Source organism: Rhodobacteraceae bacterium M385 (assembly GCA_025141835.1).
In the GTDB taxonomy this organism is placed as follows: domain Bacteria; phylum Pseudomonadota; class Alphaproteobacteria; order Rhodobacterales; family Rhodobacteraceae; genus Gymnodinialimonas.
The window spans coordinates 23,271-44,898 of the sequence record CP081102.1; the positions used below are offsets into that span (position 1 = coordinate 23,271).

A 21,628-nucleotide genomic window follows, 5' to 3' on the forward strand; every position below is an offset into this window, starting at 1 on the left:
CGCTGGCTACGCTGCTATGGGCTTTGGGTCAAGCCAGCACTTGCGCCACGGCACGGGCCACCTTCGGAATGGTATCCGCCGTCAGCCCGGCCACGTTCATACGACCATCGCCCACAACATAGATGCCGTGATCGTTGCGCAGTACCTCAACCTGATCCGGCGTCGCCCCGATGAGAGAGAACATGCCCCGCTGCGTTCCAAGGAAGTCGAACCGGTCCGATCCCGTCTGCTCCCGCAAAGCCTTGGCCAAAGCAGCCCTGTTAATGTTCATCGTTTCACGCATTAGCATCAGCTCATCCGACCACATTTCCCGAAGCTCTGGATCGTCCAAGATCACTTGAACCACCCGCGCGCCATGATCCGGCGGGAAGGCGTAGGATTGCCGATTAAGATGCGCCATGATCCCGGCGGCTGCCTCTTTCGGGGCGGGGCCTGTGGTTACCGCCATGCAAAGGCCCACACGCTCTCGGTAGAGGCCGAAATTCTTGGAACAACTGGCCGCGATCAGCACCTCGGGCAGACGGGCGGCAAGGTGGCGGGTGCCAAAGGCATCTTCCTCCAACCCCTCCGCAAAGCCGAGGTAGGCGATATCGATAAAGGGAATGGCGCCGGTTTTCTCCAGCACATCGGCAACGGCGCGCCAATCGTCGGGCAACAGGTCAGCGCCCGTGGGATTATGGCAGCAGCCGTGCAGCAGCACTAGATCGCCCGCCTTCGCTTGCGCCATATCGGCCAGCATCCCCTCTCGATCCAGCCCACCCGTGGCCGCATCATAGTAGCGGTAGTTTCGCGCGGTCTGCCCCAGATGGCCAATGATCGCGTTGTGGTTCACCCATGTGGGCGAAGGCACCCAGATTACCGCATCGGGCGCAATGCGGCGGGTCATCTCTAACACCTGCCGCACGGCCCCGGTACCGCCCGGGGTGGCACAGGTGGCCAACCGATCCGCTGGCACCGTGTCGCCCAGAATAAGGCCACCCAAGGATTTCGCGAAAGCCGGGTCACCGGCAAGACCGACGTAAGACTTCGTCCGCTGCCGTGCGGCGATCATAACCTCGGCCTGGCGCACCGCATCCATCACCGGCGTAACCCCCTGAGGGTCCCGGTACACGCCCACGCCAAGATCTACCTTGCCGGGCCGCGTGTCAGCCGCAAACATCGCCATCAGACGCAGGATCTTGTCCGCCTCCGGAGCAGTCAGGTTCTCAAACATCATTCGATCCGATCAAAGGACAAAACGCGCTGGCGCTCTTCCCGGCGGACCGGCTCAAACCCCATCTTTTGATACAGACGCAGGGCCGCCGGATGGTCCAGGGTACAGGTGTTGATTGTCATCTTCTCAACACCCTCTCTCGCCCATCCCGTGGCAATCGCGGTTTGCAACAGCAAGGGCCCAAGGCCGCCGCCAACAGCCTGCGGCACCAATCCGAAATACGCGAGGTCACATTCCCCCGGCTCGCGCCAATCGAGCATGAAGAACCCGTGCGGCCAACCATTCTTGATGGCGGTCCAGATCACCACGTCGGGGCTTCTCACGAAAGCTTGCAACGCCTCTGGGTCTTGCTCGGCTTGTTCAAACCGGTCCTGCCACTCGTACTCTCGCCCCACCGCATCATAGAGCGATAGGAAATACCAAACCGGCGGGTCAATCGCCCGCTCCAGCCGAATATCGCCGGGCAGTTGCGCGGGGCCATAGGTCGGCCTCTCGGACATTTCCAGATAGGTGATGGTGAACGGGACAGTGGTTCCTGCCGGGATCACACGGCTCATCCGGTTTCAACCCTCAGCTGCTCAAACTGACCCCACTCAGCCCAGGATCCATCATAGAGCGACACATCCTCTTGGCCCAACCGCATCAGCCCCAGCATCAAGATCGCCGCCGTCACCCCTGACCCGCAGGTGGTGATGATCCGCTTATCGACATCCACGCCGCCGGCCTCGAATGCCGCGCGCAGTTCCGCGCCCTCTTTCATCGTGCCATCAGCGTTGAACAACGTCGCATAATGCACGTTCTTGGAGTTCGGAATCCGCCCCGCCCGCAAACCGGGACGCGCCTCTGGCTCCTCACCTCGGAACCGCGCGGGCGCGCGGGCGTCCACAATCTGCCAATCCCCCAGCTTACTGGCCGAGGCGACCTGCGTGACATCCTTCACCAAATGCGCCTGGCGCTGCACCGTCATATGACGATCCCGCACGATCGGCGCCATGTCTTCCAGCTCTCTGCCCTCGGCAACCCACTTGGGCAATCCGCCATCCAGAACCGCAATGTCCGTCTTCCCCATCAGCCGGAAGTTCCACCAAACCCGTGCCGCCGAAAACAGTCCCATCCCGTCGTAGACAACAACCTGATGCCCGTCTCCAATGCCCATCGCCCGCATCCGCGACATGAACTTCTCCACCGGAGCCAGCATATGCGGCAGGTCTGATCTCGCGTCGGAAATCTCATCGATGTCGAAGAACCGGGCACCGGGAATGTGACCCGCATCATATTCGGCCCGGGCATCGCGCCCCATGTCTGCAAGGTAATACGAGGCGTCGATGATCCGCAGATCGGGATCATTCAAATGCGCCGCCAGCCACTCGGTCGAGACCAGCGTTTTGGGGTCGTCGCCTTTAATCACTCCGGCCATGTCGCGCACTCCTATTCATAGACTCCAAGTTTCCTACGCCGCCCCAAAAAGCCACGCAAGCCTTGGGGGCGCACCGTTCCCCTTCATCTTGGCAAATACAACTCAATCCCTCACCCGACGCCCGCGCTGCCCCCTCGGCAGACCACGCCCGGCCAGCGTCACCCGTTGTGCTTCAACAGCCGCGCTTTCTGGCGATCCCAATCGCGCTTGGCCGAGGTTTCGCGCTTGTCTTGCGCCTTCTTACCCTTGGCGATGCCGATCTTCAGCTTCACCAAACCCTTGTGATTGAAATACATCACGATCGGCACCAGCGTCATGCCGTCCCGTTGGGTGGCGTTCCACATCTTGGACAGCTCTTTTTTCGAGGCCAGCAACTTGCGGCGTCGCTTTTCCTCGTGACCAAAGGTCTTCGCCTGCACGTAGGGCGCGATGTAGGAGTTCACCAACCACAACTCGCCCTCCTTCACCTCGGCATAGCTCTCGGCGATGTTGGACTGGCCTTGGCGGAGGCTCTTGACCTCAGACCCCTCAAGGATGATCCCAACCTCAAGATCGCTGTCGATTGCATAATCGAAGCGGGCACGCCGGTTCTCGGCGATGACTTTGTAATTCGGGTTCTCGGGTTTCTTGGCCATGGGGCGGGATATAGGTGTTCCCGCGCCCCGTTGCTAGGCCCGTCGCGACGGTGGAGGGCTTAGTTAACCAGCCCTGCGTGGCGCAACGCGGCCTCAATCGCGGCCTTGGTGCTGTCTTCCACACCCACCAGCGGCAAGCGCACCTCGTCCGAGCACAGCCCCAGAACCGACATGGCGTATTTCACGCCGCAGACGCCGGGCTCTGCAAAAATCGCTTCGTGCAGGGGCATCAAACGGTCCTGATACTGCAAGGCCGTGGCGAAATCGCCCGCGCGCATGGCGGCTTGGAACTCGGCGCAGAGTTTCGGGGCCACGTTGGCCGTCACGCTGATACAGCCAACGCCACCATGGGCGTTGAAGCCCAGGGCACTGGCGTCCTCGGCGGACATCTGGATGAAGTCTGTGCCGCAGCTTGCCCGCTGCTTGGACACCCGCGCCAAATCGGCGGTCGCGTCTTTCACGCCGACGATCATCGGCAGCTTTGCCAATTCACCCATCGTCTCGGGCGTCATGTCGATGACGGAACGCGGCGGGATGTTGTAGATGAAGATCGGGATGCCGACTTCCGCCAAGGCAGCGTAATGGGCGATCAGACCGCGTTGTGTTGGCTTGTTGTAATAGGGCGTCACCACCAGCGTCGCATCGGCCCCTACGGCCTTGGCGTGTTCCACGTGGCGCATCGCCTCGGCGGTGTTGTTGGACCCGGCGCCGGCAATCACGGGCACACGGCCCCCGGCGGCCTTCACCACCGTCTCGATCACCTGCTCGTGCTCTTCATGGGTCAGGGTGGGGCTTTCGCCGGTCGTGCCCACAGGAACCAGCCCGTTGGACCCCTCGGCAATGTGCCAGTCCACCAGACGTTTCAACGCGTCAAAGTCCACAGCACCATTTGTCATCGGAGTGACCAGAGCGGGCATCGAGCCATAGAACATCATTCGCGTCCTTACATAAGGGTTGGAGTGGCAATTTCCCGCTCCAATACAAGCCACGCGCCCGATTGCCAAGTTCGTGAGTTGCGTCTTTGTGCAACTGCCCTATCTTGGTGCTCTGGGGACAACTTAAGTAGGAGACGCCGCGTGACCATGCGACGCCTGATTTCGAGCCTTGTCCTGTGTTCTTTCGCGAGCACGACCGCCCCCCTCGCCCAATCCGCCCCAGAGGCGCTCTCTCAGGCCCTTGCGGCTTATAGCGCCGGTGATCTCGCCGCCGGGTCCGAGGCGGCCCACAGGCTGACCGATCCCGTGGCGCTGGATATTCTGGCATGGACGCGCCTGCGCCGCGGGGAAGGCAGTTTCGAGGAATATATCTCGTTCCTTGACCGGAACCCCGATTGGCCCGGCCTGCCCTATCTACGCCGACAGGGGGAGCCTTCTATCCCCGTGGGTAGCGAAGCGGCTGCCGTGCTAGATTACTTCGCTGATGTCTTGCCCCAAACGGGCGCAGGCGCATTGGCCTTGGCGCAGGCCTTGACGGATACCGGCAACCCCGTGGTGGCCGAGGCCGTGGTGGTCAACGCCTGGACCTCTCTCGTAATGACGGGCACCAATGCGCAAGCGCTAAACGGGGCGTTCGGCGATTGGCTGACCGAAGAACACCACATTGCACGGCTCGACAATCTGCTGTGGGAAAATTCTGAAACCCGCGCCCGCGCCATGTTTGGCCTTGTCCCCGAAGATTACATTCCCTTGGCCGAGGCCCGTCTGGCTCTGCGCGACCAAGCCCCCGGCGTGAACGCCTTGATCGACGCGATACCTGCCGCCCTTCAAGGGGACCCGGGCCTTGCCTATGAACGCTTCATCTGGCGCATGCGCGAAGGCTATTGGGACACCGCCGGAGAGCTGATGGTCGAACGCTCCACCTCTGCGGCCAGCTTGGGACGCCCCGCCGAATGGGGCCGCCGTCGCGCCGATCTGGCCCGTGACGTGATGCGTGAAGGCGATCACGAGACTTGCTATACCTATGCCGCCAATCACCATATTGATCCCGATGAAGATTATATCCGCTACTCTGATCTGGAATGGATAGCGGGTTATTGCGCGCTGCAACTGGACCGGGCGGAAATTGCCGCGATGCACTTCCAGCAGTTCCGTGAGGTTGTGTTCTCTCCGATCTCGGTCGGGCGGGCAGGCTATTGGCTGGGGCGCGCCCATGAAGCCGCAGGCAATGCCGAGGCCGCCGCAGCGGGCTACGCACTAGGAGCAGAGTATCAGTCCAGTTTCTACGGCCAGTTGGCGCAGGAACGTGGCGGGCTTCCCGTAGATCCGGAGTTCCTTGGCACGCGCGATTACGGCGATTGGCGGAACTCCAGCTTTGCCGACCTCGATGTTTTCCACGCCGCCATGCTTCTGCATGAAGCCGGAGAGATCAACTTGGCCGAACGCTTCTTTACCCACATCACTGAACGGTTGGACGAAACCGAAGCCGGAATGATGGGCAGCCTGATGTTGGAACTGGGGGAGCCGCACTACGCGCTTCTGGTCGCTAAACGGGCCGCGCAATCGGGGCACGAGATTTTCCCCGCCTACTATCCCCTTGCGGATCTGGAGGATGTCTCTCTGCCGATCCCCCGGGCCTTTGCCTTGGCCATCGCCCGGCGCGAGAGCGAGTTTGATCCCGTGGTCGTCTCGGGTGCCGGGGCGATGGGCCTGATGCAGGTCATGCCCGGCACAGGGCGCGATTCGGCCGGTGAACTGGGCATCGACTTCTCGGAAACGCGCTTGCGTAACGACCCCGCATATAATGTGCTGCTTGGATCGAACTATATCGCCGGGTTGTTGGAGGCCTATGACGGCAACCCCGTGCTCGTTTCAATCGGGTACAACGCGGGCCCCGGTCGGGTGCGGCAGTGGGTGGAGCGGTTCGGCGACCCAAGGGAGGCCGACGATATCCTAGACTGGATTGAAGACGTGCCATTCACGGAAACCCGCAACTACATCATGCGCGTGATCGAGAGCCTGCCGATCTATGAAGCGCAATTGACCGGAGAGCTTCCGACCCTGGGGTTGAGCGAGCGGCTCCTTCAATAGGCCACGCCCACGTAAGGGCAGTGAAGTGACGAAATATTTGAGGGGATGCCGTGAGGTGTCCCCTTTTTTTGTTTTTTGTTGCCTTTGTCCGAATCCCCAATCTGGTCGCTACCGGGGGGAAATGTTGCAGAATTCGCCCTGATTTTCACGGTCGCGAGACGAAGCTTCACGGGGCCGTGGGCTTGGTGCGGCGCACGCGCAGTATCGTGCATTTACGCACCAATATTTCACGAATCTCCCGATTACGTGTATGGAAACACGTGATGGAAAGGTCCATATCTGTGTCATCGGAACGGAGCACAACGCTTCGCTCCCCTAAAACAAACCAACCCAAGGGCCGCGAAAAAACGCGACCTATCCAAGACACACAAAGGACTAACGTTATGAAAAATATCGCAATCATCGCCGCTCTCGCCGCTTCCATCGCCGCCCCTGCTGTTGCGCAGTCGACCTCTACTGCCTTCGCAATCGCCCACTTCAACCAGTCGGCAGACGCTGCTTCTGATGTTGTAGACTTCCGCGGCAACGACAGCACTCGCGTCTCCACCGAAGGGACTTCCGCACTGGCCGAAGCCTTCGCAATCTTCAACCAATCCGCAGACTCCGCGGATGAGCTGACTGGCCAAAACGGCGCCACTGTTGTTTCCGGCACGCCTTCCTACGGTTCGGACATCTTCGACCGTCTGGCCGCGGCTGACGACGACAACTAAGTCGTAGCGAAATTGATCTCTCCCAGATCAGGGGCGTCCCATTGGGGCGCCCTTTTCGTATGCGGGGAACCGGGCCGTGCTATGAGACCGACAAACAAAAAAGGGCGCCGCAAGGGCGCCCTTTTTCCTAACTAAGTGCTGGGATTAGGTGAGCGACCGCTCAACCTCTTCCCGCTCGAAGATTTCGATCACGTCGCCCGGACGGATATCTTCGTAGTTCTCGAACGCCATACCGCATTCTTGCCCAGACTGGACTTCTTTGACCTCGTCCTTGAAGCGCTTGAGCGTCTTGAGCGTACCTTCGTGGATGACCACATCGTCGCGCAGCAGGCGCACACCGGCAGAGCGTCGGGCGACGCCTTCGGTGACAAGACAACCTGCGACGTTGCCAACACCGGAGACCTTGAAGACCTCTTTGATGTTGGCATAGCCGATGAAGTTCTCGCGGATCTCCGCGCCCAGAAGGCCGGAAGCTGCCGCTTTCACGTCGTCTACGAGGTCATAGATCACCGAGTAATACCGGATCTCTACGCCCTTTTGGTTCGCAGCGTTCCGCGCAGGCGCGTTGGCCCGAACGTTGAAGCCGATAACCGGGGTGCCAGAGGCTTCGGCCAAACCGATATCCGATTCCGTGATCGCGCCGACACCGTAGTGCAGCACGCGGACGCGAACTTCGTCGTTGCCGATCTTCTCAAGCGCCTGAACGATGGCCTCGGCAGAACCCTGCACGTCGGCCTTCATCACCACCTGCAATTCGCGCACGTTCTCGTCTGCCTTGGCGTTTGCCAGCAGCTGATCGAGGGTTGTGGCGGCACCGGCGGCAGCGCGTTTATCTTTGGCGGCTTGCTCGCGATACTCAGCGATCTCGCGGGCTTGGGCTTCGGTATCGACGACGTTTAGGACGTCACCCGCTTCGGGCGTACCGTTGAGGCCAAGAACCTCAACCGGAACCGAAGGACCGGCTTCCTTTACGCGTTCGCCCTGATCGTTGACCAGCGCGCGAACTTTACCCCACTGCTCACCCACGACGAAGATATCGCCTTGGCGCAGTGTGCCTTTTTCCACCAGAACGGTGGCGACAGGACCGCGACCCACGTCAAGCTGCGCCTCGATCACGGCACCTTGGGCGGCGCGATCAGGGTTGGCTTTCAGCTCCAGAAGTTCCGCCTGAAGCGCGATGGCTTCCAGCAGTTCTGGCAGGCCTTGGCCGGTCATGGCCGATACCTCAACATCCTGCACGTCGCCAGACATCGCTTCCACGATGACTTCGTGTTGCAGAAGGTCTGTACGCACTTTCATCGGATCAGCGGCGGGACGGTCAATCTTGTTGATCGCCACGATCATCGGCACTTCTGCCGCTTTGGCGTGGGCAATCGCCTCAATCGTCTGCGGCATCACGGCATCGTCCGCCGCAACAACCAGCACTACGATATCCGTTACCTGAGCACCGCGCGCCCGCATCGACGTGAACGCCGCGTGGCCGGGAGTATCAAGGAACGACAGAACCGCACCGGATTCGGTTGTGACCTGATAGGCCCCGATGTGCTGCGTGATCCCGCCCGCTTCGCCAGAGACCACGTTGGCCTGACGGATACGGTCAAGAAGCGATGTTTTGCCGTGGTCGACGTGACCCATGATCGTGATGACCGGGGGACGCGGCTGCATCTTGCCTTCATCATCTTCGACCGTGTCGATGACCTGTTCCACGTCGGCATCGGACACACGCTGTACGCGGTGGCCGAATTCTTCCACGATCAATTCCGCAGTATCCGCGTCAATCGGTTGGTTCTGCGTGATCATCATGCCGTTGTTCATCAGCGATTTGACAACATCGGCCACACGCTCAGACATCCGGTTGGCGAGTTCCGAGACGATGATCGTCTCTGGAATCTGCACGTCGCGAATAACCTTTTCACGATCAACTGAGCCGCCCATCGCCTTTTGACGCTGACGTTCTTGTTTCCGCTTCATCGCGGCCATGGAGCGCTGACGGCCACCTTCGCCACCAGACATCGCCTGGTTTACGGTCAGCTTGCCGGAACGACGGCCACCGGCGTCATTGCCGCGGTTACCACGGTCGTTACGCTTGTTGTCACGCTCGGGCTCGCGGCGGGCGGGGGCGGCTTTGCCACCACCACGGGGACCGGAAGGCGCAGCCGCTGGATCAGCGGCAGCCGCAGCAGGTGCAGCCGCTTCGGGCGGCGCGTTGCGGCGGGCTTCTTCTTCGGCCTTGCGGCGGGCGTCTTCTTCTTCCTTGGCCTTCAGCGCTTCTACACGCTCGCGTTCTTCACGCTCTTTGGCTTCGGCATCGGCGCGGCGGCGGTTGCGTTCTTCTTCACGCTCCCGCTCGGCTTTGACACGCTCTTCGGCTTCCTGGCTTTCGCGGGCCTTGGCGGCCTGCAACGCCTTCAGGCGCCGCTCCATCTCGGCGTCTGGCACCGACTTGTCGCGTTTGCCGCCTTCGGCGTTTTGCATCGCAGCAGAGGGCGCACCGGGTTTGGGCACCATCACGCGCTTGCGTTTGGTTTCGACCACCACAGATTTGGTGCGACCCCGTGAAAAGCTCTGGTTTACGCGGCCTGACCGCGCCCCACCGGAGAGGCCAAGGGGTTTTTTTCCGTCTTCGTCGCTCATGCGTTCCGTCTGTCCTTCTCGGTGGTCTGGCCACCGTCTGCGATGCGCAGTCCCTGGAGTTTCCGGGCTTCCTCTACAACACGAGGGGCCAATCCACCAGCGGCAAGCGCGCCATGTATCACACTTTGGCGTCCGAAAGCCAAACCCAATTCCTGGGCGGTCAGGATGCCGAAGTATCTGGCCCCTTCCGGGGTCCACAGTTTCGATTTGCCACGTTCCGACCCATCGGAGGCCTGAAGCAGCACGCCGACGTTTTCATTCGCCAGCCAGTCTTTCACTTTCTCAAATCCCGCGACCGCTTTTCCGCTCTTGCGAGCCAGCGCGATCAGATCGGTCACGCGGCGCGTCAATTGCTTTTCAACCAGCTCCACAAGGTCCGGGGACACTTGCACAGGCTGCTTTGCGGCGCGCGAGAACAGGTTCTTCTTCACCGCGAGTTCCAGCGCGGCACGATCCGCACTGACCCACATGCCACGGCCGGGCAGCTTTTCCAGCGTGTCCGCTGCAACCTGCCCATCGGGAGACACCACAAAGCGGATGAAACCGCGCTTTGGCGCGATTTCCCCGGTTGCGATGCACTTCCGCTCGGGACCGTCACTTCGGTCCTTATGTTGGCCACCACGAGACATTCGCGGATCCGGGCCGAGGGCCTTAGCCCTCTGCCCCCTCCTCAGCGGCTGCTTCAGATTCGGCGGCGGCGTCGGCTTCCAGTTCCTCGATTGTGACCCAACCCAGTTGCAGGCGTGCCGTCATTACCATGTTTTGCGCTTCCTCAAGCGAGACCTCGAAGGGCTCTAGAACACCGTCGTCTTTGATGCGCTCTCCGCCATCGGTCGTCCAGCCACCGGCCAGTTCCCAATCGGCGCAGGTGGCGAAGTCTTCCAGCGTTTTCACGCCATCTTCACCAAGAGCCACCAACATTTGGGGTGTCAGGCCGTCAAATGCAATGAGGGTCTCATCCACACCCAGTTCTTTTGCGGTTTCCAGCGCCTTTTTGTTCTGGGCCTCCAGGTAGTCGCGGGCACGGGCCTGCAACTCCTCGGCTGTGGCTTCGTCCACGCCGTCGATGACCAAAAGTTCGTCCGCTTCGACGTAGGCGACTTCTTCCAAGGCAGTGAAGCCTTCGGAAACCAGAAGCTGTGCGAAGAATTCGTCCAGATCGAGGCTGTCCATGAACAGCTTCGTACGCTCTTCGAACTCGGCCTGACGGCGTTTGGATTCTTCCTCCTCGGTGAGGATGTCGATATCGAGGTTGGTCAGCTGGCTGGCCAAGCGCACGTTTTGACCCCGGCGGCCAATGGCAAGGCTCAATTGCTCATCGGGAACCACGACTTCGATCTTGCCGGCGTCTTCGTCCAGAACAACCTTGGAGACTTCCGCTGGCTGAAGTGCGTTCACCAGGAAGGTCGGCGCGTCTTCGTTCCACGGGATGATGTCGATCTTTTCGCCCTGCAACTCGTTCACAACGGCCTGCACGCGCGAGCCGCGCATACCAACGCAGGCACCCACGGGGTCGATGCCGTTATCGTAGGAGATAACGGCGATCTTGGCGCGGGAGCCGGGATCACGGGCAACGGCCTTGATCTCGATGATGCCATCGTAGATTTCTGGCACTTCCATTTTGAACAGCTCACGCATGAACTCTGGCGCGGTGCGCGACAGGAAGATCTGGTGACCGCGATTCTCGCGGCGCACATCTTTGATGTAGCAGCGGATGCGGTCGCCGTTGCGATAGGCTTCGCGGCCGATCTTTTCGTTGCGACGCAGTTGCGCTTCGCCGGCACCCACATCGACGATGATGTTGCCGTATTCTTCGCGCTTGACGACGCCGTTGATGATCTCGCCCACGCGGTCCTTGAACTCGGCGTATTGACGATCCCGCTCGGCTTCGCGGACCTTCTGCAAGATCACCTGCTTGGCCGATTGCGCAGCGATCCGGCCCATTTCAACGGGCGGCACTTCGTCAGCGATCAGGTCGCCCACAACGGGGTCTGTCGTTTGATCGACACCTTCCATCATGATGCGGTCGTTGTCGTTGGGCTTACGCAACACAAAACGGCGCACGTCGCGGGTTTCCACGATCTCGCCTTCTTCGTCGTAGGTGTGGGCCTTGGCGTTCAAGACCACAACATTCGGGCGCTCCAGCTTTACGGTCGAGATACCTTCGCGCAAGGAAAGCTCGGCCTTTTCGTTCTCGATCAGGTCAGAGTCGGTGACGGTGCGCACACGGGTAAAGGTGGCGCGACCTGTCTTCCGGTCGATGGAGACTCGGATATCGACTTCGGAGCCGTAGCGGGACTTTGCCGCCCGTGCGAGGGATTCTTCCATCGCCTCGACCACAAGACCGGGGTCGATCATCTTTTCGCGCGCCACGGCTTCCGCGGTTTGCAGCAATTCCAGCTGGTTGGCTGATGTAATGGCCATGTCTTACTCCTTCGCGCCAGCGGCGTCATCGTCGCCGGGCTCTTCTTCAATGTCGTCAAAGTCGGCCTCGTTGATGAGGCCCGCATCTTTGCGTTGTTTCAGCATTTCTTTGATCAGCTCGTCCGTCAGGACCAGCTTGGCGTCGCTCAACCATTCGAAGTTGAGGCCGACGGTCACCGTTTCATTGCCCTGTTCCAGATTGACCAGAACTTCGCCATCTTCCACGCCAGCAAGCACACCTTTAAAGCGACGCTGACCGCCGATCATCTCGGTCGTTTCCAGCTTGGCTTCATACCCTTCAAACGTCTCAAAATCCTTGAGGCGCGTCAGGGGGCGGTCGATGCCGGGGCTGGAAACTTCCAGGGCGTAGGCTTCTTCAAGCGGGTCTTCGACATCCAGCAACACAGAGATCGCGTTGGAAATCTGGGCGCATTCATCCACGTCGATGCCGCCATCGGGGCGTTCGGCCATGATTTGCAGGGTGTTGGTTTTGCCGCCCATCACACGGATGCGCACAACCTCGAACCCCAGCGCCTCGATCGAGGGCGAGACGATTTCCGCCATCCGGCGGTCCATGGAGGTCTTGGCGATCAGATCAGACATGCGTCCCCTCAAGAAAATGGACCCGAGAAACAAAAAAGCGGGCCGTGCGGCCCGCTGAGAATGTCGGTGGTGCCATCGTGTCGGCGCCGCTGTTGAGGGGGATATAGGGGGAATCGGGCGACGACGCAAGGCCGCCCGCCCGCAGCGGCGATTACCCGCAATAAACCCGGTCGATGATATAGCTGCCATCGGTGCTGACATTCAGGCGATGGGGTTGGTAATCCATCGTGCCATAGGGGCTGTCGGGCGTGAAATACCGGGCCTGAACGCCATAGCTATGGGCCACGGACACATGGTGGCCCACAAGGCTCTGATACTGTTGCGCGCCACAATCCTGGGCCTGAACGGGCCGCACCGGAAGATGCGGGCGCATCGGCACGCCGGGGATGCCGGCATAGGGGTTGATGCCAAGATTGATCCCGTAACCGCCACCGGGGCTGGTGAAGGAAAAGCTTTGCGCAGACGCCATTGCAGGCGCGAGGGACAGGGTGAGGGCGGCGAAAATTGCCTTGGTCGTAAGGGACATGAAAATTACTCCGAAGGGGAAAAGAGCGTTAGATAATGGCCGCTACCTTACCCCAAAGCGCCCGTGCCCTCACTGTAGGATTCCCGTAGGTCGGCCTTAATCGCAACGCACTTCGCGGACGCGGCCGTCGCTGTCGAGGTAAATGGTCATTCGCGTGGGCCGTGCGAACCCCGGATCTTCGCCGGGCCGCAAAATGCGAACGATTTGCTCCGGGGCGTATGCCGCGATCTCGTAGACAACGTTCATGGCGAAGAAGGTTGTTTGGCCGATCACCTCTTCCATCGGCGTTCGGTTACAGGTGTCGGGTGCCTGCGCGTGAACGGCAAGAGGCGCCATCCCAAAGGCGAGAGCCACGGCGAACACACGGCATGTTGTGGGTCCGATATCGGTTCGGAAGGTCATGGTATCCTCCGTTGCTTTGTATCCGAGATTGGCACAATCTCTACCGAGAAGCCAAGTTGGCTGGAAACAACAAGCAAGGCGTATCGGCGCGATGTCGCCCCAGAAATACAAGAGGATGATCCGATCAGGCGTTATTTGAATGATCCGAGATTGCCCGCGAATGATCAAAGGAAGGACCCCCACATGAAACTCACACCTATTATGACAGCCGCAGCCATGACGCTTGCGGCCGCAGGCGCGGCGCAGGCCGAGGGATGGACCGTGACGGATTTCTCCTCGATCTCGGACCGTGACACCTGCATGAACTACGCGGAAACGACATTTGATACCTACCGCGCGCGCTTTGGCGGTGACGGCTTTACCGGACGGTCGAACTGGACCATTGGCGGCTATGACCTGCGTGGCGAAGTGGTGGACGGGTTGTTCATCTGCGCCGACGAATCGGGCCTCGTGGCGCCGTTCCTGGTGGTCTATAACGTTGATGACGACAGCGATGCGCGTGAAACGATTGCGGATCGCCTAGGCGATATCTGGGACGAAGTCGTGGAAGGCAACGGCGTGCCCGGCGCGTCTGTGCCACAGCCTGTACCCACGCCCGGCGGCACCAAATAAGCCACCCCGCTTTGCAGCGATCCGGGTCACCCTTGCGGGTGGCCCTTTCCTTTGACTCGGAGAGATCAATTTGCGGCTCCACCCCCTCCTCGCTGCGCTCCTCGCAGGTGTCCCGTCGGCCGCCGCGGCGCAACTAAATGGGCCTTTGCACATTGGCCTGCCTTGGGAGGTCTTCATTTTCGAAGCTGACGCCTTTGCGGAGATTTCGACCAACGGCGCAAACCTTGTGTTAACTACCTACACAGAGGCCTGGCCAGACCTGGCCTACTACGTGGAGAACTCGCCACCGCAGGGACTAAGCCTGTCGTTTTGCGGCATGGAATTTGCCAACTTCTATCCCACATCTTCCATGGCCACGGGCCGCCTTGTCATCCCCTTTGGTGACCCTGCGGTAGCAACGCTTGCAGCAGACGTGCTGACTGGGCGAGCCACTTGCGACAGCTTTGAAGGCCCCACGCAGGACGCTGGCGACACAAGTCTGCTGCCATCTCTCTCGCCGACCCTTGCACCGATCCACGGCCCCGTTCTGCGCAGCCCGTCGGACACTTACGAAGCGCTGGCCGAGGAAATCATGGAGGCTCGTGCTGCAACGGTTCCAGAAACCGGCTCCATCGCGATTAACCTCACCTTCGGCCCCGGCCTTGCCGCATGGTTGGCGACGGAAACGGGCGAACATATCGGAGAGCAGATTGAGCTTTCCATCTGCCAAGAGGTCATCACCGCCCCACGGGTGATGGAACCCATTACCGGCGGCACGATCTCCATCAGCGGCTCTTACAACATGGCCGAGGCCGAGACCTTGGCCGCCCGTATTCGGGGCGATATCCCTTGTGAGGATTAGCGGCGTTCCCCTTCCTGCCTCGATGTGCCACACAAGGAAAAAAGGGGAAACGCCATGGCTAATGATACGCCACTTCTTGCCGTCCTGATTGATGCCGACAACACATCCCACAAGCATGCCAAAGCGATCTTTGATGAGATTGCGCGCTTTGGCGAAGCCTCTGTCCGGCGGATTTACGGGGATTTCAGCTCCACCCACATGAAGGGCTGGTCCGGGGTTCAGGCGGAATACGGGATCGTCCCATTTCACCAACCCGCCAATACCGTGGGCAAGAACGCCAGCGACATCGCGCTGGTGATTGACGCGATGGATGTGCTGCATTCGGGCCGCTTTGATGGTTTTGTGCTGGTGTCGTCAGACAGTGACTTCACGCGGTTGGCCAGCCGTATCCGCGAACAGGGTCTGGACGTCTACGGCATCGGCCAGCAAAAAACCCCCGAGGCGTTCCGCAAGGCCTGCAAGCGGTTCATCTTTATCGAGAACATCCTGCCCGAGCAGCCCAAAGACACCCCCGCCACCAAGGCAGACCCCAAGCCTGAAGCCCGGCCTATCAACGAGGCCCGCGACCTGATTTTCCGTGCGATGGAGGCGATTGAGCAGGACGACGACTGGTATTCTCTGGGGCAACTGGGCCAATACATGACCACCGCCAATCCAGACTTTGACACCCGCACCTATGGCGCCCGCAAGCTGAGCGATTTGGTGGAGAGCCTGAAGATGCTGGAAGTCACTCGTGGGCAGGGCAACCAGCTTCTGGTGCGCAGGCTGGATTAATGGGTCTGCGGGTCTGGCGGGCCCTTGAAGACCCCGATCTGGAATTTGAGATGGCAGGGTGCTGGGTCTATCCCACTTTCAGGGGGCAAGGTCTGGGAACCGCCGCGATCTGCATGGGGGCGCAAAGTTACGCTATCAGGACGATGACGTGGCCCGCGATTACCGCTTTAGCGTGGCCTAGGAAACGCGGCGATAACGGGCAAGGAAAGTCCGCACTGCCTCATGCGCGACGCGGGAAAGCTCATCCTCGGAGGGGTCTTTTTCGATGCCAAACATGACCTTAAGCATCAGGTCCGAGCGGCAAAGCTGCGCCAATTGGTCAGCGGCAAGGAGCGGGTCTTCGATGTCCAACACCGTACGGGCCTTTTCGGTGCACAGGAAACCCGCGATCTTTTCGCCCCAGTTCTTGGGGCCGCTGGCATAGAAGGTCACGCCCAATTCCGGGAAGCGCTTGGCCTCGGCCACGCAGACGCGGAACATGTCTTGACCAAAATCGCTCAGGAAAAACGTGACTAGTTTTTTGCAGATCACGACCAGCTTTTCTTCGACGCTCAGGCCCGATTGCTCGAACAACACTTCCACCTCGGATTGGGCGGTGCATTCCATCTTCAGGACAGCCAAAAACAGATGCTGCTTATCGGGAAAATAGCTGTAAAGCGTCGCCTTCGACACGCCGGCATCGCGGGCGATTTCATCCACGGACGCGCCTTCAAAACCCTCACGCATGAAGACAGCGCGGGCGCCGCCAATCACTTGGTCGTACTTGCGACCCTTCTTGATCTGCATCTCAGCGTTCATGATTTTTGCATGGGGGTGGCGTCCCTCTCCTGACAGATATTGTAAACTGAATAGTTTAGTTTCGGCAAGTTGGACCTGAGGGAAAGGGCCACCCGCGCCCGGCGTCTGGACAGTTCCAAGCGCTTGGCTTAGCCCTTTGCCATGCTTGAAATTTTCCTGAAGACGCTCCCGTTTTTTGCCCTCATCGCTCTGGGTTTCCAAGCCTGTCGGACGGGGTTCTTCACCTCGGAGGCCGCAGCTTACCTGACCAAGTTCGTCTTCTACTTTGCCCTCTCGGCGATGCTGTTTCGGTTCGCGGCAAATCTTTCGCTGGCCGAAATCTTTGATTGGCAGTTCGTGGGTGCCTATTTGACGGGCTGTTTCGTGGTCTATTTCATTGCCACCGCCGTCGCGATGGTGCGCAAACGCCCCGTGACAGAGGCCGCGTTCGAGGCCCAATGCGCCGTGATCGGCAATGTCGGTTTCCTCGGCGTGCCGATGCTGGTTGTGCTGTTGGGCGAGGCTTCGGCGGGGCCGGTGTTGCTGGTGTTGTCCCTGGATCTGATCGTGTTCTCCAGCCTGATCGTGATTATCGTGACGGGAAGCCGCGATGGGCGCATGTCGCTTGGGGTGCTGCGCACGGTGGGGATCGGCCTGCTGAAGAACCCGATGATCGTGTCGATCGTTTTGGGGCTGGCGTGGTCCAGTACCGGTTGGACATTGCCCGGCCCGGTGAATGAGTTCACCGCGATTCTGGGCGCTGCCGCGACGCCGGGCGCCTTGTTCGCCATTGGCGCATCGCTGGCCGGAAAGTCAGCCGAGCGGATGTCTGTCGCGGGGTGGCTCACATTCTGCAAACTGGTGCTGCACCCGGCAGCCGTGGCGGTCGCCGCTCTGTTGATCTTCGATGTGCCGCCCTACGACGCCGCCGTGATGATCGCCGCGGCCTCTTTGCCCGTGGCGGGGAACGTCTATATCCTCGCGCAGCACTATGGCGTGGCCCCGCAACGGGTATCTGCCGCGATCCTTGTGTCTACCGCGCTGTCTATCCTGACCGTGTCTGCCGTCATCGCTTGGTTGGCGCCGATCTCCGGTGTGTGATCCCCGCGTTACGGGCACGTAAACTGCGGCAAACGCGATGAAACCGTTGCGCCACAACCCGCTGGCGCGTTAACCCATTCAAAACAACTGGGGGCACCGAGCCATGGAAACCATCTCTGAGAACAAAGCCTTTGGCGGCACGCAGGGCGTCTACACCCATAAATCCGACGCCACAGGCGGGGACATGACCTTTGGTTTGTTCATGCCCGGTGAAGCCGCAGACGGCCCTGTGCCAATCCTGTGGTATCTGTCGGGCCTGACCTGCACCCACGAGAACGCCATGAGCAAAGCCGGCGCCCAAGGGTGGGCCGCCGAACAAGGCATCGCGGTGATTTTCCCCGACACCTCGCCACGCGGCGAAGATGTGGCCGATGATCCGGCCTATGACCTTGGGCAAGGCGCTGGCTTCTATGTAAACGCCACCCAGAAACCTTGGGCCCCGCATTTTAACATGTGGGATTACATCGTCGATGATTTGCCCTCGCTGGTGTTCAAGAATTTTGCGCTGGATCAGGACCGCCAGGCGATTACCGGACATTCCATGGGCGGACACGGCGCGTTGACGATTGCCATGCGCCACCCCGATCGCTTCGCCTCGGTCTCTGCCTTTGCGCCGATCTGTAACCCGACGGAAAGTGAGTGGGGCCGCAAACAGCTAACCGCCTATCTGGGCGACGATCAAGAAATATGGGCGCCCCATGATGCCACGCTATTGATGCACGCCGCCGGTTTTGACGGGCCGATGCTGATCGACACGGGCACAAACGACCAGTTTGGCGATCTTCTGAAAACCGAAGCACTGGCCCACGCCGCGGCCCTGCGCCGCCAGGAAATCCAACTGCGGATGCAGCCGGGTTACGACCATTCCTATTTCTTCGTGTCGAGCTTCATGGAAGACCACATCACCTTCCACGCCGAAGCCCTGTATTCCGCCTGATGGCGGTTCAGGCCGTCATCTTTGACATCGGCAATGTGCTGATCGAGTGGCAACCCGAGCGCCATTATGACCGTGTGATCGGAGAGGTCCGGCGGCGCGAGATGTTCGCCGCCGTGGACCTGCACGCCATGAACGACCGCGTGGATCAGGGAGAGAACTTTTTGGAGATGGTGCAGGAATGCGCCGCCGCCTACCCCGCGTTTCACGATGAAATCATGCTGTGGCACGACGATTGGCTGCACATGGCCTCTCCTTCTATTCCGCAGTCGGTGGCACTCCTCCGCCAATTGCGTCGTCGTGGCGTCGCCGTGTTTGCGCTGTCAAATTTCGGGGTGGAGACCTTTGACATCGCCCTGCCGGAATATCCGTTTTTGGGTGAATTCGACCGGTCCTATATCTCGGGCCATATGGGGATCACAAAGCCCGATCCGCAGATTTATGCGCAGGTGGAGGCGGATTGTGGCCTAGCCCCTGAGAGCCTGCTTTTCGCCGACGACAGGGTCGATAATATTGAAGCCGCCACCAAGCGCGGATGGCAAACGCATCTGTTTGATGGCCCTAAAGGATGGGCCGAACGGCTGGTACAAGAAGGGCTGTTGAGCAAGGAGGAAGCAGGGTTATGACGCTGATTATCGGACCTGAGGCGGAAGCCTCGCTCGACTGGATCGCTTTGAGTGACGCCATAGAGGCGGGCCACCGGATGCCGCGCGCGCAGATCGACGACACATTCTTATATCGCGGCGAAGATACACTGCTTAGCCGCGCGGCGTGGATCGACGGGTTGGGCCAATTGGTGAAGACCGCCACGATCTTTCCGGGCAACAAGGATCTGGGAAAGCCTGCGATCAACGGCGGCGTGTGTCTGTTCTCGGACCGGGACGGCACGCTGGAGGCGATCATAGATTTCCATTTGCTAACCAAGTGGAAGACAGCGGGCGACAGTCTTTTGGCGGCGAGGAAGCTGGCGAGGCCGGACGCGAAGCGCATCCTGCTTGTGGGGGCGGGCAGCGTGGCGGAGTCGCTGTATCATGCCTATTCGGCGGCATTCCCTGACGCGCAGTTCACTATATGGAACAGAAGCCTTGCCAAAGCCGCCGCCTTTGCAGCACGCTATGAGGGCATGGAGATTGCCCGAGATCTGGAGACCGCCGTGGGCGAGGCCGATATCATCGGCACCGGAACAATGGCGACGGAGCCTGTGATTATGGGCAAGTGGCTGGCACCGGGCACGCACCTGGACCTGATCGGGGCGTATCGGCCAGACATGCGGGAAGCCGACGATGATGCCTTGAGGCGGTCTCGGGTTTTTGTGGACAGCCGGGCCACAACGCTGGGGCATATCGGAGAGTTGAAGATACCCTTGGAGGCAGGGGTTTTCTTTGAGAGCGATGTAGTGGCGGATTTCTACGAGATGGAAGCGGTGACACGGGCCTCGGACACGGAAATTACGCTGTGCAAGAATGGCGGAGGGGCGCATCTGGATTTGATGGTGGCCCGCTATATTCTGGACGCGGTGCGAGCCGGATAGGCTTATTTCGCGCGCGTTGCGCACGACCAATTAGGGGGGGCAGACCCGGCAACTGGGGGGCGCTGCCCCCCAGACCCCCCGGAGGTGTAAGGCCAAGATGAAGGGGAGCTAGGCCGAGAGGGCCGCGCGTTGGCCGAGGGGTGTTTCCTTGATTGGCAGGTGAATGATGGCGCTTAGGGCACCGACGCCGACGCCGACCCACCAGACGGCAGTGTAGTCGCCGTAGGCATCGAAGAGTTCTCCGCCAAGCCAGACGCCCATGAAGCTGCCCAACTGGTGGCTGAAGAAGACGATGCCATAGAGCGTGCCCATGTAGCGGAGGCCGTAGATGTAGCCGACAAGGCCGCTGGTGAGGGGAACAGTCGCGAGCCAGAGGGACCCCATCACTGCAGAGAAGACAAGGACCGAGGTGGGTGTCATCGGAAGCAGGATGAAGGCTGCGGCCGCGATGGTGCGGCCTGTGTAGATGGCGGCTAGGAGGTTCTTTTTCGAGTAGGTGTTCCCGAGGTAGGCCGCGAGGAGTGTGCCCCCGATGTTAGCCGCGCCGATCACCGCGATGGCCATGGCGCCAAGGGCAGAGGTCGTGGTGACACCCAACGAGTGCAGGACGCCGCCGGGGGCAATGGGGCCGCAGAATTCGGTGATAAAGGCCGGGAAGTGGGCTGTGATGAAGCCCAGTTGGTAGCCACAGGAGAAGAACCCGATGAAGATCAGGGTGAAAGAGGGATCGCGGATCGCTTTGCCGAGAATCTGCGCCAATGTCTCTTCCAATTGCGGCGAGGACGGGCGCTCTGGCGCGCGGAGGAGCGGCAGGAACAGGAGCGAAGCGAAGACCAGGGCCGCGAAGATCAGGAACACTGTTTGCCAGGGGAAGGCGCCCAAAAGCGCCTCGGCGATGGGGGGGCCGATGATTTGCCCGGCAGAGCCCATGGCGGTCGCCACGCCCAGTGTCATGGAGCGGTTTTTGTCAGACGCGGCACGGGCGACCATAGCGAGGATCACGCCGAAACCTGTGCCCGCAATGCCAAAGCCCACCAGCACCTCCAGCAATTGGTGCTGGCCGGGGGTGATCGCATAGGCCGATACCACTAGGCCCACCACATAAAGCGCGACACCCAGGAAGATCGCTTTGCGGTCGCCGAACTTCTCGGCAATTGCGCCGAAGACCGGCTGACCGATGCCCCATGCAAGGTTTTGCACCGCAATCGCCATGCTGAATTCCGCCCTTAGCCAGCCGAATTCTGCTGCGATGGGGATCTGGAACACGCCGAAGCTGGCCCGGATCGCGAAGCTGATCAGGATGATGGCACATCCGCCGATCAGGACGGGGGTGAAGAAGTTGTTTTGGCGATCCATTGGGGACTCTTTCCGGGTTTCAGGGCGACTGTGACGGGCCGGAGGTGGCGCGTCAAATCAGTGCTTGTGACCTATCGGTTCACATTCCTTGAAGGCGCTGATTTCTATGGGC

Annotated in this window: 22 protein-coding genes; 9 read left to right on the top strand and 13 right to left on the bottom strand. The window is 60.4% G+C overall.

Annotated elements, in window-relative coordinates:
* Positions 1-28: 28 nt before the first annotated feature.
* The 5 genes from K3728_00130 to dapA all read right to left on the bottom strand — a co-directional run bounded on the left by K3728_00130 (position 29) and on the right by dapA (position 4,197).
* Positions 29-1,213: an aspartate/tyrosine/aromatic aminotransferase gene (locus tag K3728_00130; GenBank protein UWQ97393.1), complete on the bottom strand. Its 1,185-nt coding sequence runs from the start codon at positions 1,211-1,213 to the stop codon at positions 29-31.
* On the bottom strand, positions 1,213-1,770 hold the full coding sequence (locus tag K3728_00135; GenBank protein ID UWQ95691.1) for a GNAT family N-acetyltransferase: 558 nt from the start codon (positions 1,768-1,770) through the stop codon (positions 1,213-1,215). Before K3728_00135 ends, K3728_00130 begins: the two co-directional genes overlap by 1 nt.
* Complete coding sequence (sseA, locus tag K3728_00140; GenBank protein UWQ95692.1) at positions 1,767-2,630, bottom strand: 3-mercaptopyruvate sulfurtransferase; 864 nt, start codon at positions 2,628-2,630, stop codon at positions 1,767-1,769. The genes K3728_00135 and sseA overlap by 4 nt, the downstream gene beginning before the upstream one ends.
* A 158-nt stretch (positions 2,631-2,788) precedes the next feature.
* A complete protein-coding gene (gene smpB, locus K3728_00145) occupies positions 2,789-3,265 on the bottom strand; it encodes an SsrA-binding protein SmpB (protein UWQ95693.1) in 477 nt (158 codons plus the stop codon).
* A 59-nt stretch (positions 3,266-3,324) separates the two neighbouring features.
* Entirely contained in the window at positions 3,325-4,197 is an 873-nt protein-coding gene (dapA, locus tag K3728_00150) for a 4-hydroxy-tetrahydrodipicolinate synthase (protein UWQ97394.1), read from the bottom strand.
* A 150-nt stretch (positions 4,198-4,347) separates the two neighbouring features.
* Here dapA and K3728_00155 point away from each other — a divergent pair, with 150 nt between their 5' ends.
* Both K3728_00155 and K3728_00160 read left to right on the top strand, forming a co-directional pair.
* Positions 4,348-6,291 carry a lytic transglycosylase domain-containing protein gene (locus tag K3728_00155; protein UWQ97395.1) on the top strand — a complete coding sequence of 648 codons (1,944 nt, stop codon included), beginning with the start codon at positions 4,348-4,350 and terminating at the stop codon, positions 6,289-6,291.
* A 383-nt stretch (positions 6,292-6,674) separates the two neighbouring features.
* Complete coding sequence (locus tag K3728_00160; GenBank protein ID UWQ95694.1) at positions 6,675-7,001, top strand: hypothetical protein; 327 nt, start codon at positions 6,675-6,677, stop codon at positions 6,999-7,001.
* 144 nt (positions 7,002-7,145) lie between these two features.
* On the opposite strand, the gene infB is transcribed toward K3728_00160, so the two are convergent.
* From infB to K3728_00190, 6 genes are all read right to left on the bottom strand, one after another.
* Positions 7,146-9,635 (bottom strand): translation initiation factor IF-2, encoded by a 2,490-nt coding sequence (infB, locus tag K3728_00165; protein ID UWQ95695.1) that lies wholly within the window; start codon positions 9,633-9,635, stop codon positions 7,146-7,148.
* On the bottom strand, positions 9,632-10,264 hold the full coding sequence (locus K3728_00170; GenBank protein ID UWQ95696.1) for an RNA-binding protein: 633 nt from the start codon (positions 10,262-10,264) through the stop codon (positions 9,632-9,634). Before K3728_00170 ends, infB begins: the two co-directional genes overlap by 4 nt.
* 22 nt (positions 10,265-10,286) lie before the next feature.
* Positions 10,287-12,059 (bottom strand): transcription termination factor NusA, encoded by a 1,773-nt coding sequence (gene nusA / locus K3728_00175; GenBank protein UWQ95697.1) that lies wholly within the window; start codon positions 12,057-12,059, stop codon positions 10,287-10,289.
* Between the two features lie 3 nt (positions 12,060-12,062).
* A complete protein-coding gene (rimP, locus tag K3728_00180) occupies positions 12,063-12,662 on the bottom strand; it encodes a ribosome maturation factor RimP (protein UWQ95698.1) in 600 nt (199 codons plus the stop codon).
* Positions 12,663-12,813: 151 nt separating this feature from the next.
* Entirely contained in the window at positions 12,814-13,188 is a 375-nt protein-coding gene (locus K3728_00185) for a hypothetical protein (protein UWQ95699.1), read from the bottom strand.
* 96 nt (positions 13,189-13,284) lie between these two features.
* Positions 13,285-13,590, bottom strand: coding sequence for a hypothetical protein (locus tag K3728_00190; protein ID UWQ95700.1), 306 nt, complete (start codon positions 13,588-13,590; stop codon positions 13,285-13,287).
* A gap of 183 nt (positions 13,591-13,773) precedes the next feature.
* Between K3728_00190 and K3728_00195 the strand changes: the two genes are divergently transcribed.
* The 3 genes from K3728_00195 to K3728_00205 all read left to right on the top strand — a co-directional run bounded on the left by K3728_00195 (position 13,774) and on the right by K3728_00205 (position 15,817).
* The gene (locus tag K3728_00195; GenBank protein ID UWQ95701.1) at positions 13,774-14,202 is read left to right on the top strand and encodes a hypothetical protein; all 429 of its coding nucleotides are present in this window, start codon (positions 13,774-13,776) and stop codon (positions 14,200-14,202) included.
* A 70-nt stretch (positions 14,203-14,272) separates the two neighbouring features.
* The gene (locus K3728_00200) at positions 14,273-15,043 is read left to right on the top strand and encodes a hypothetical protein (protein ID UWQ95702.1); all 771 of its coding nucleotides are present in this window, start codon (positions 14,273-14,275) and stop codon (positions 15,041-15,043) included.
* Between the two features lie 54 nt (positions 15,044-15,097).
* Entirely contained in the window at positions 15,098-15,817 is a 720-nt protein-coding gene (locus K3728_00205; protein ID UWQ95703.1) for an NYN domain-containing protein, read from the top strand.
* 177 nt (positions 15,818-15,994) lie between these two features.
* On the opposite strand, the gene K3728_00210 is transcribed toward K3728_00205, so the two are convergent.
* Complete coding sequence (locus K3728_00210; protein UWQ95704.1) at positions 15,995-16,615, bottom strand: TetR/AcrR family transcriptional regulator; 621 nt, start codon at positions 16,613-16,615, stop codon at positions 15,995-15,997.
* 141 nt (positions 16,616-16,756) lie between these two features.
* Between K3728_00210 and K3728_00215 the strand changes: the two genes are divergently transcribed.
* The 4 genes from K3728_00215 (at position 16,757) to K3728_00230 (ending at position 20,160) form a co-directional block, all read left to right on the top strand.
* A complete protein-coding gene (locus K3728_00215; protein UWQ95705.1) occupies positions 16,757-17,695 on the top strand; it encodes an AEC family transporter in 939 nt (312 codons plus the stop codon).
* A 103-nt stretch (positions 17,696-17,798) separates the two neighbouring features.
* The gene (gene fghA, locus K3728_00220; protein UWQ95706.1) at positions 17,799-18,632 is read left to right on the top strand and encodes an S-formylglutathione hydrolase; all 834 of its coding nucleotides are present in this window, start codon (positions 17,799-17,801) and stop codon (positions 18,630-18,632) included.
* A complete protein-coding gene (locus tag K3728_00225) occupies positions 18,632-19,255 on the top strand; it encodes an HAD family phosphatase (protein ID UWQ95707.1) in 624 nt (207 codons plus the stop codon). Before fghA ends, K3728_00225 begins: the two co-directional genes overlap by 1 nt.
* Positions 19,252-20,160 (top strand): ornithine cyclodeaminase, encoded by a 909-nt coding sequence (locus K3728_00230; protein UWQ95708.1) that lies wholly within the window; start codon positions 19,252-19,254, stop codon positions 20,158-20,160. Before K3728_00225 ends, K3728_00230 begins: the two co-directional genes overlap by 4 nt.
* Positions 20,161-20,268: 108 nt before the next feature.
* Here K3728_00230 and K3728_00235 read toward each other — a convergent pair whose 3' ends face one another.
* A complete protein-coding gene (locus K3728_00235; GenBank protein ID UWQ95709.1) occupies positions 20,269-21,516 on the bottom strand; it encodes an MFS transporter in 1,248 nt (415 codons plus the stop codon).
* Between the last annotated feature and the right edge of the window lie 112 nt (positions 21,517-21,628).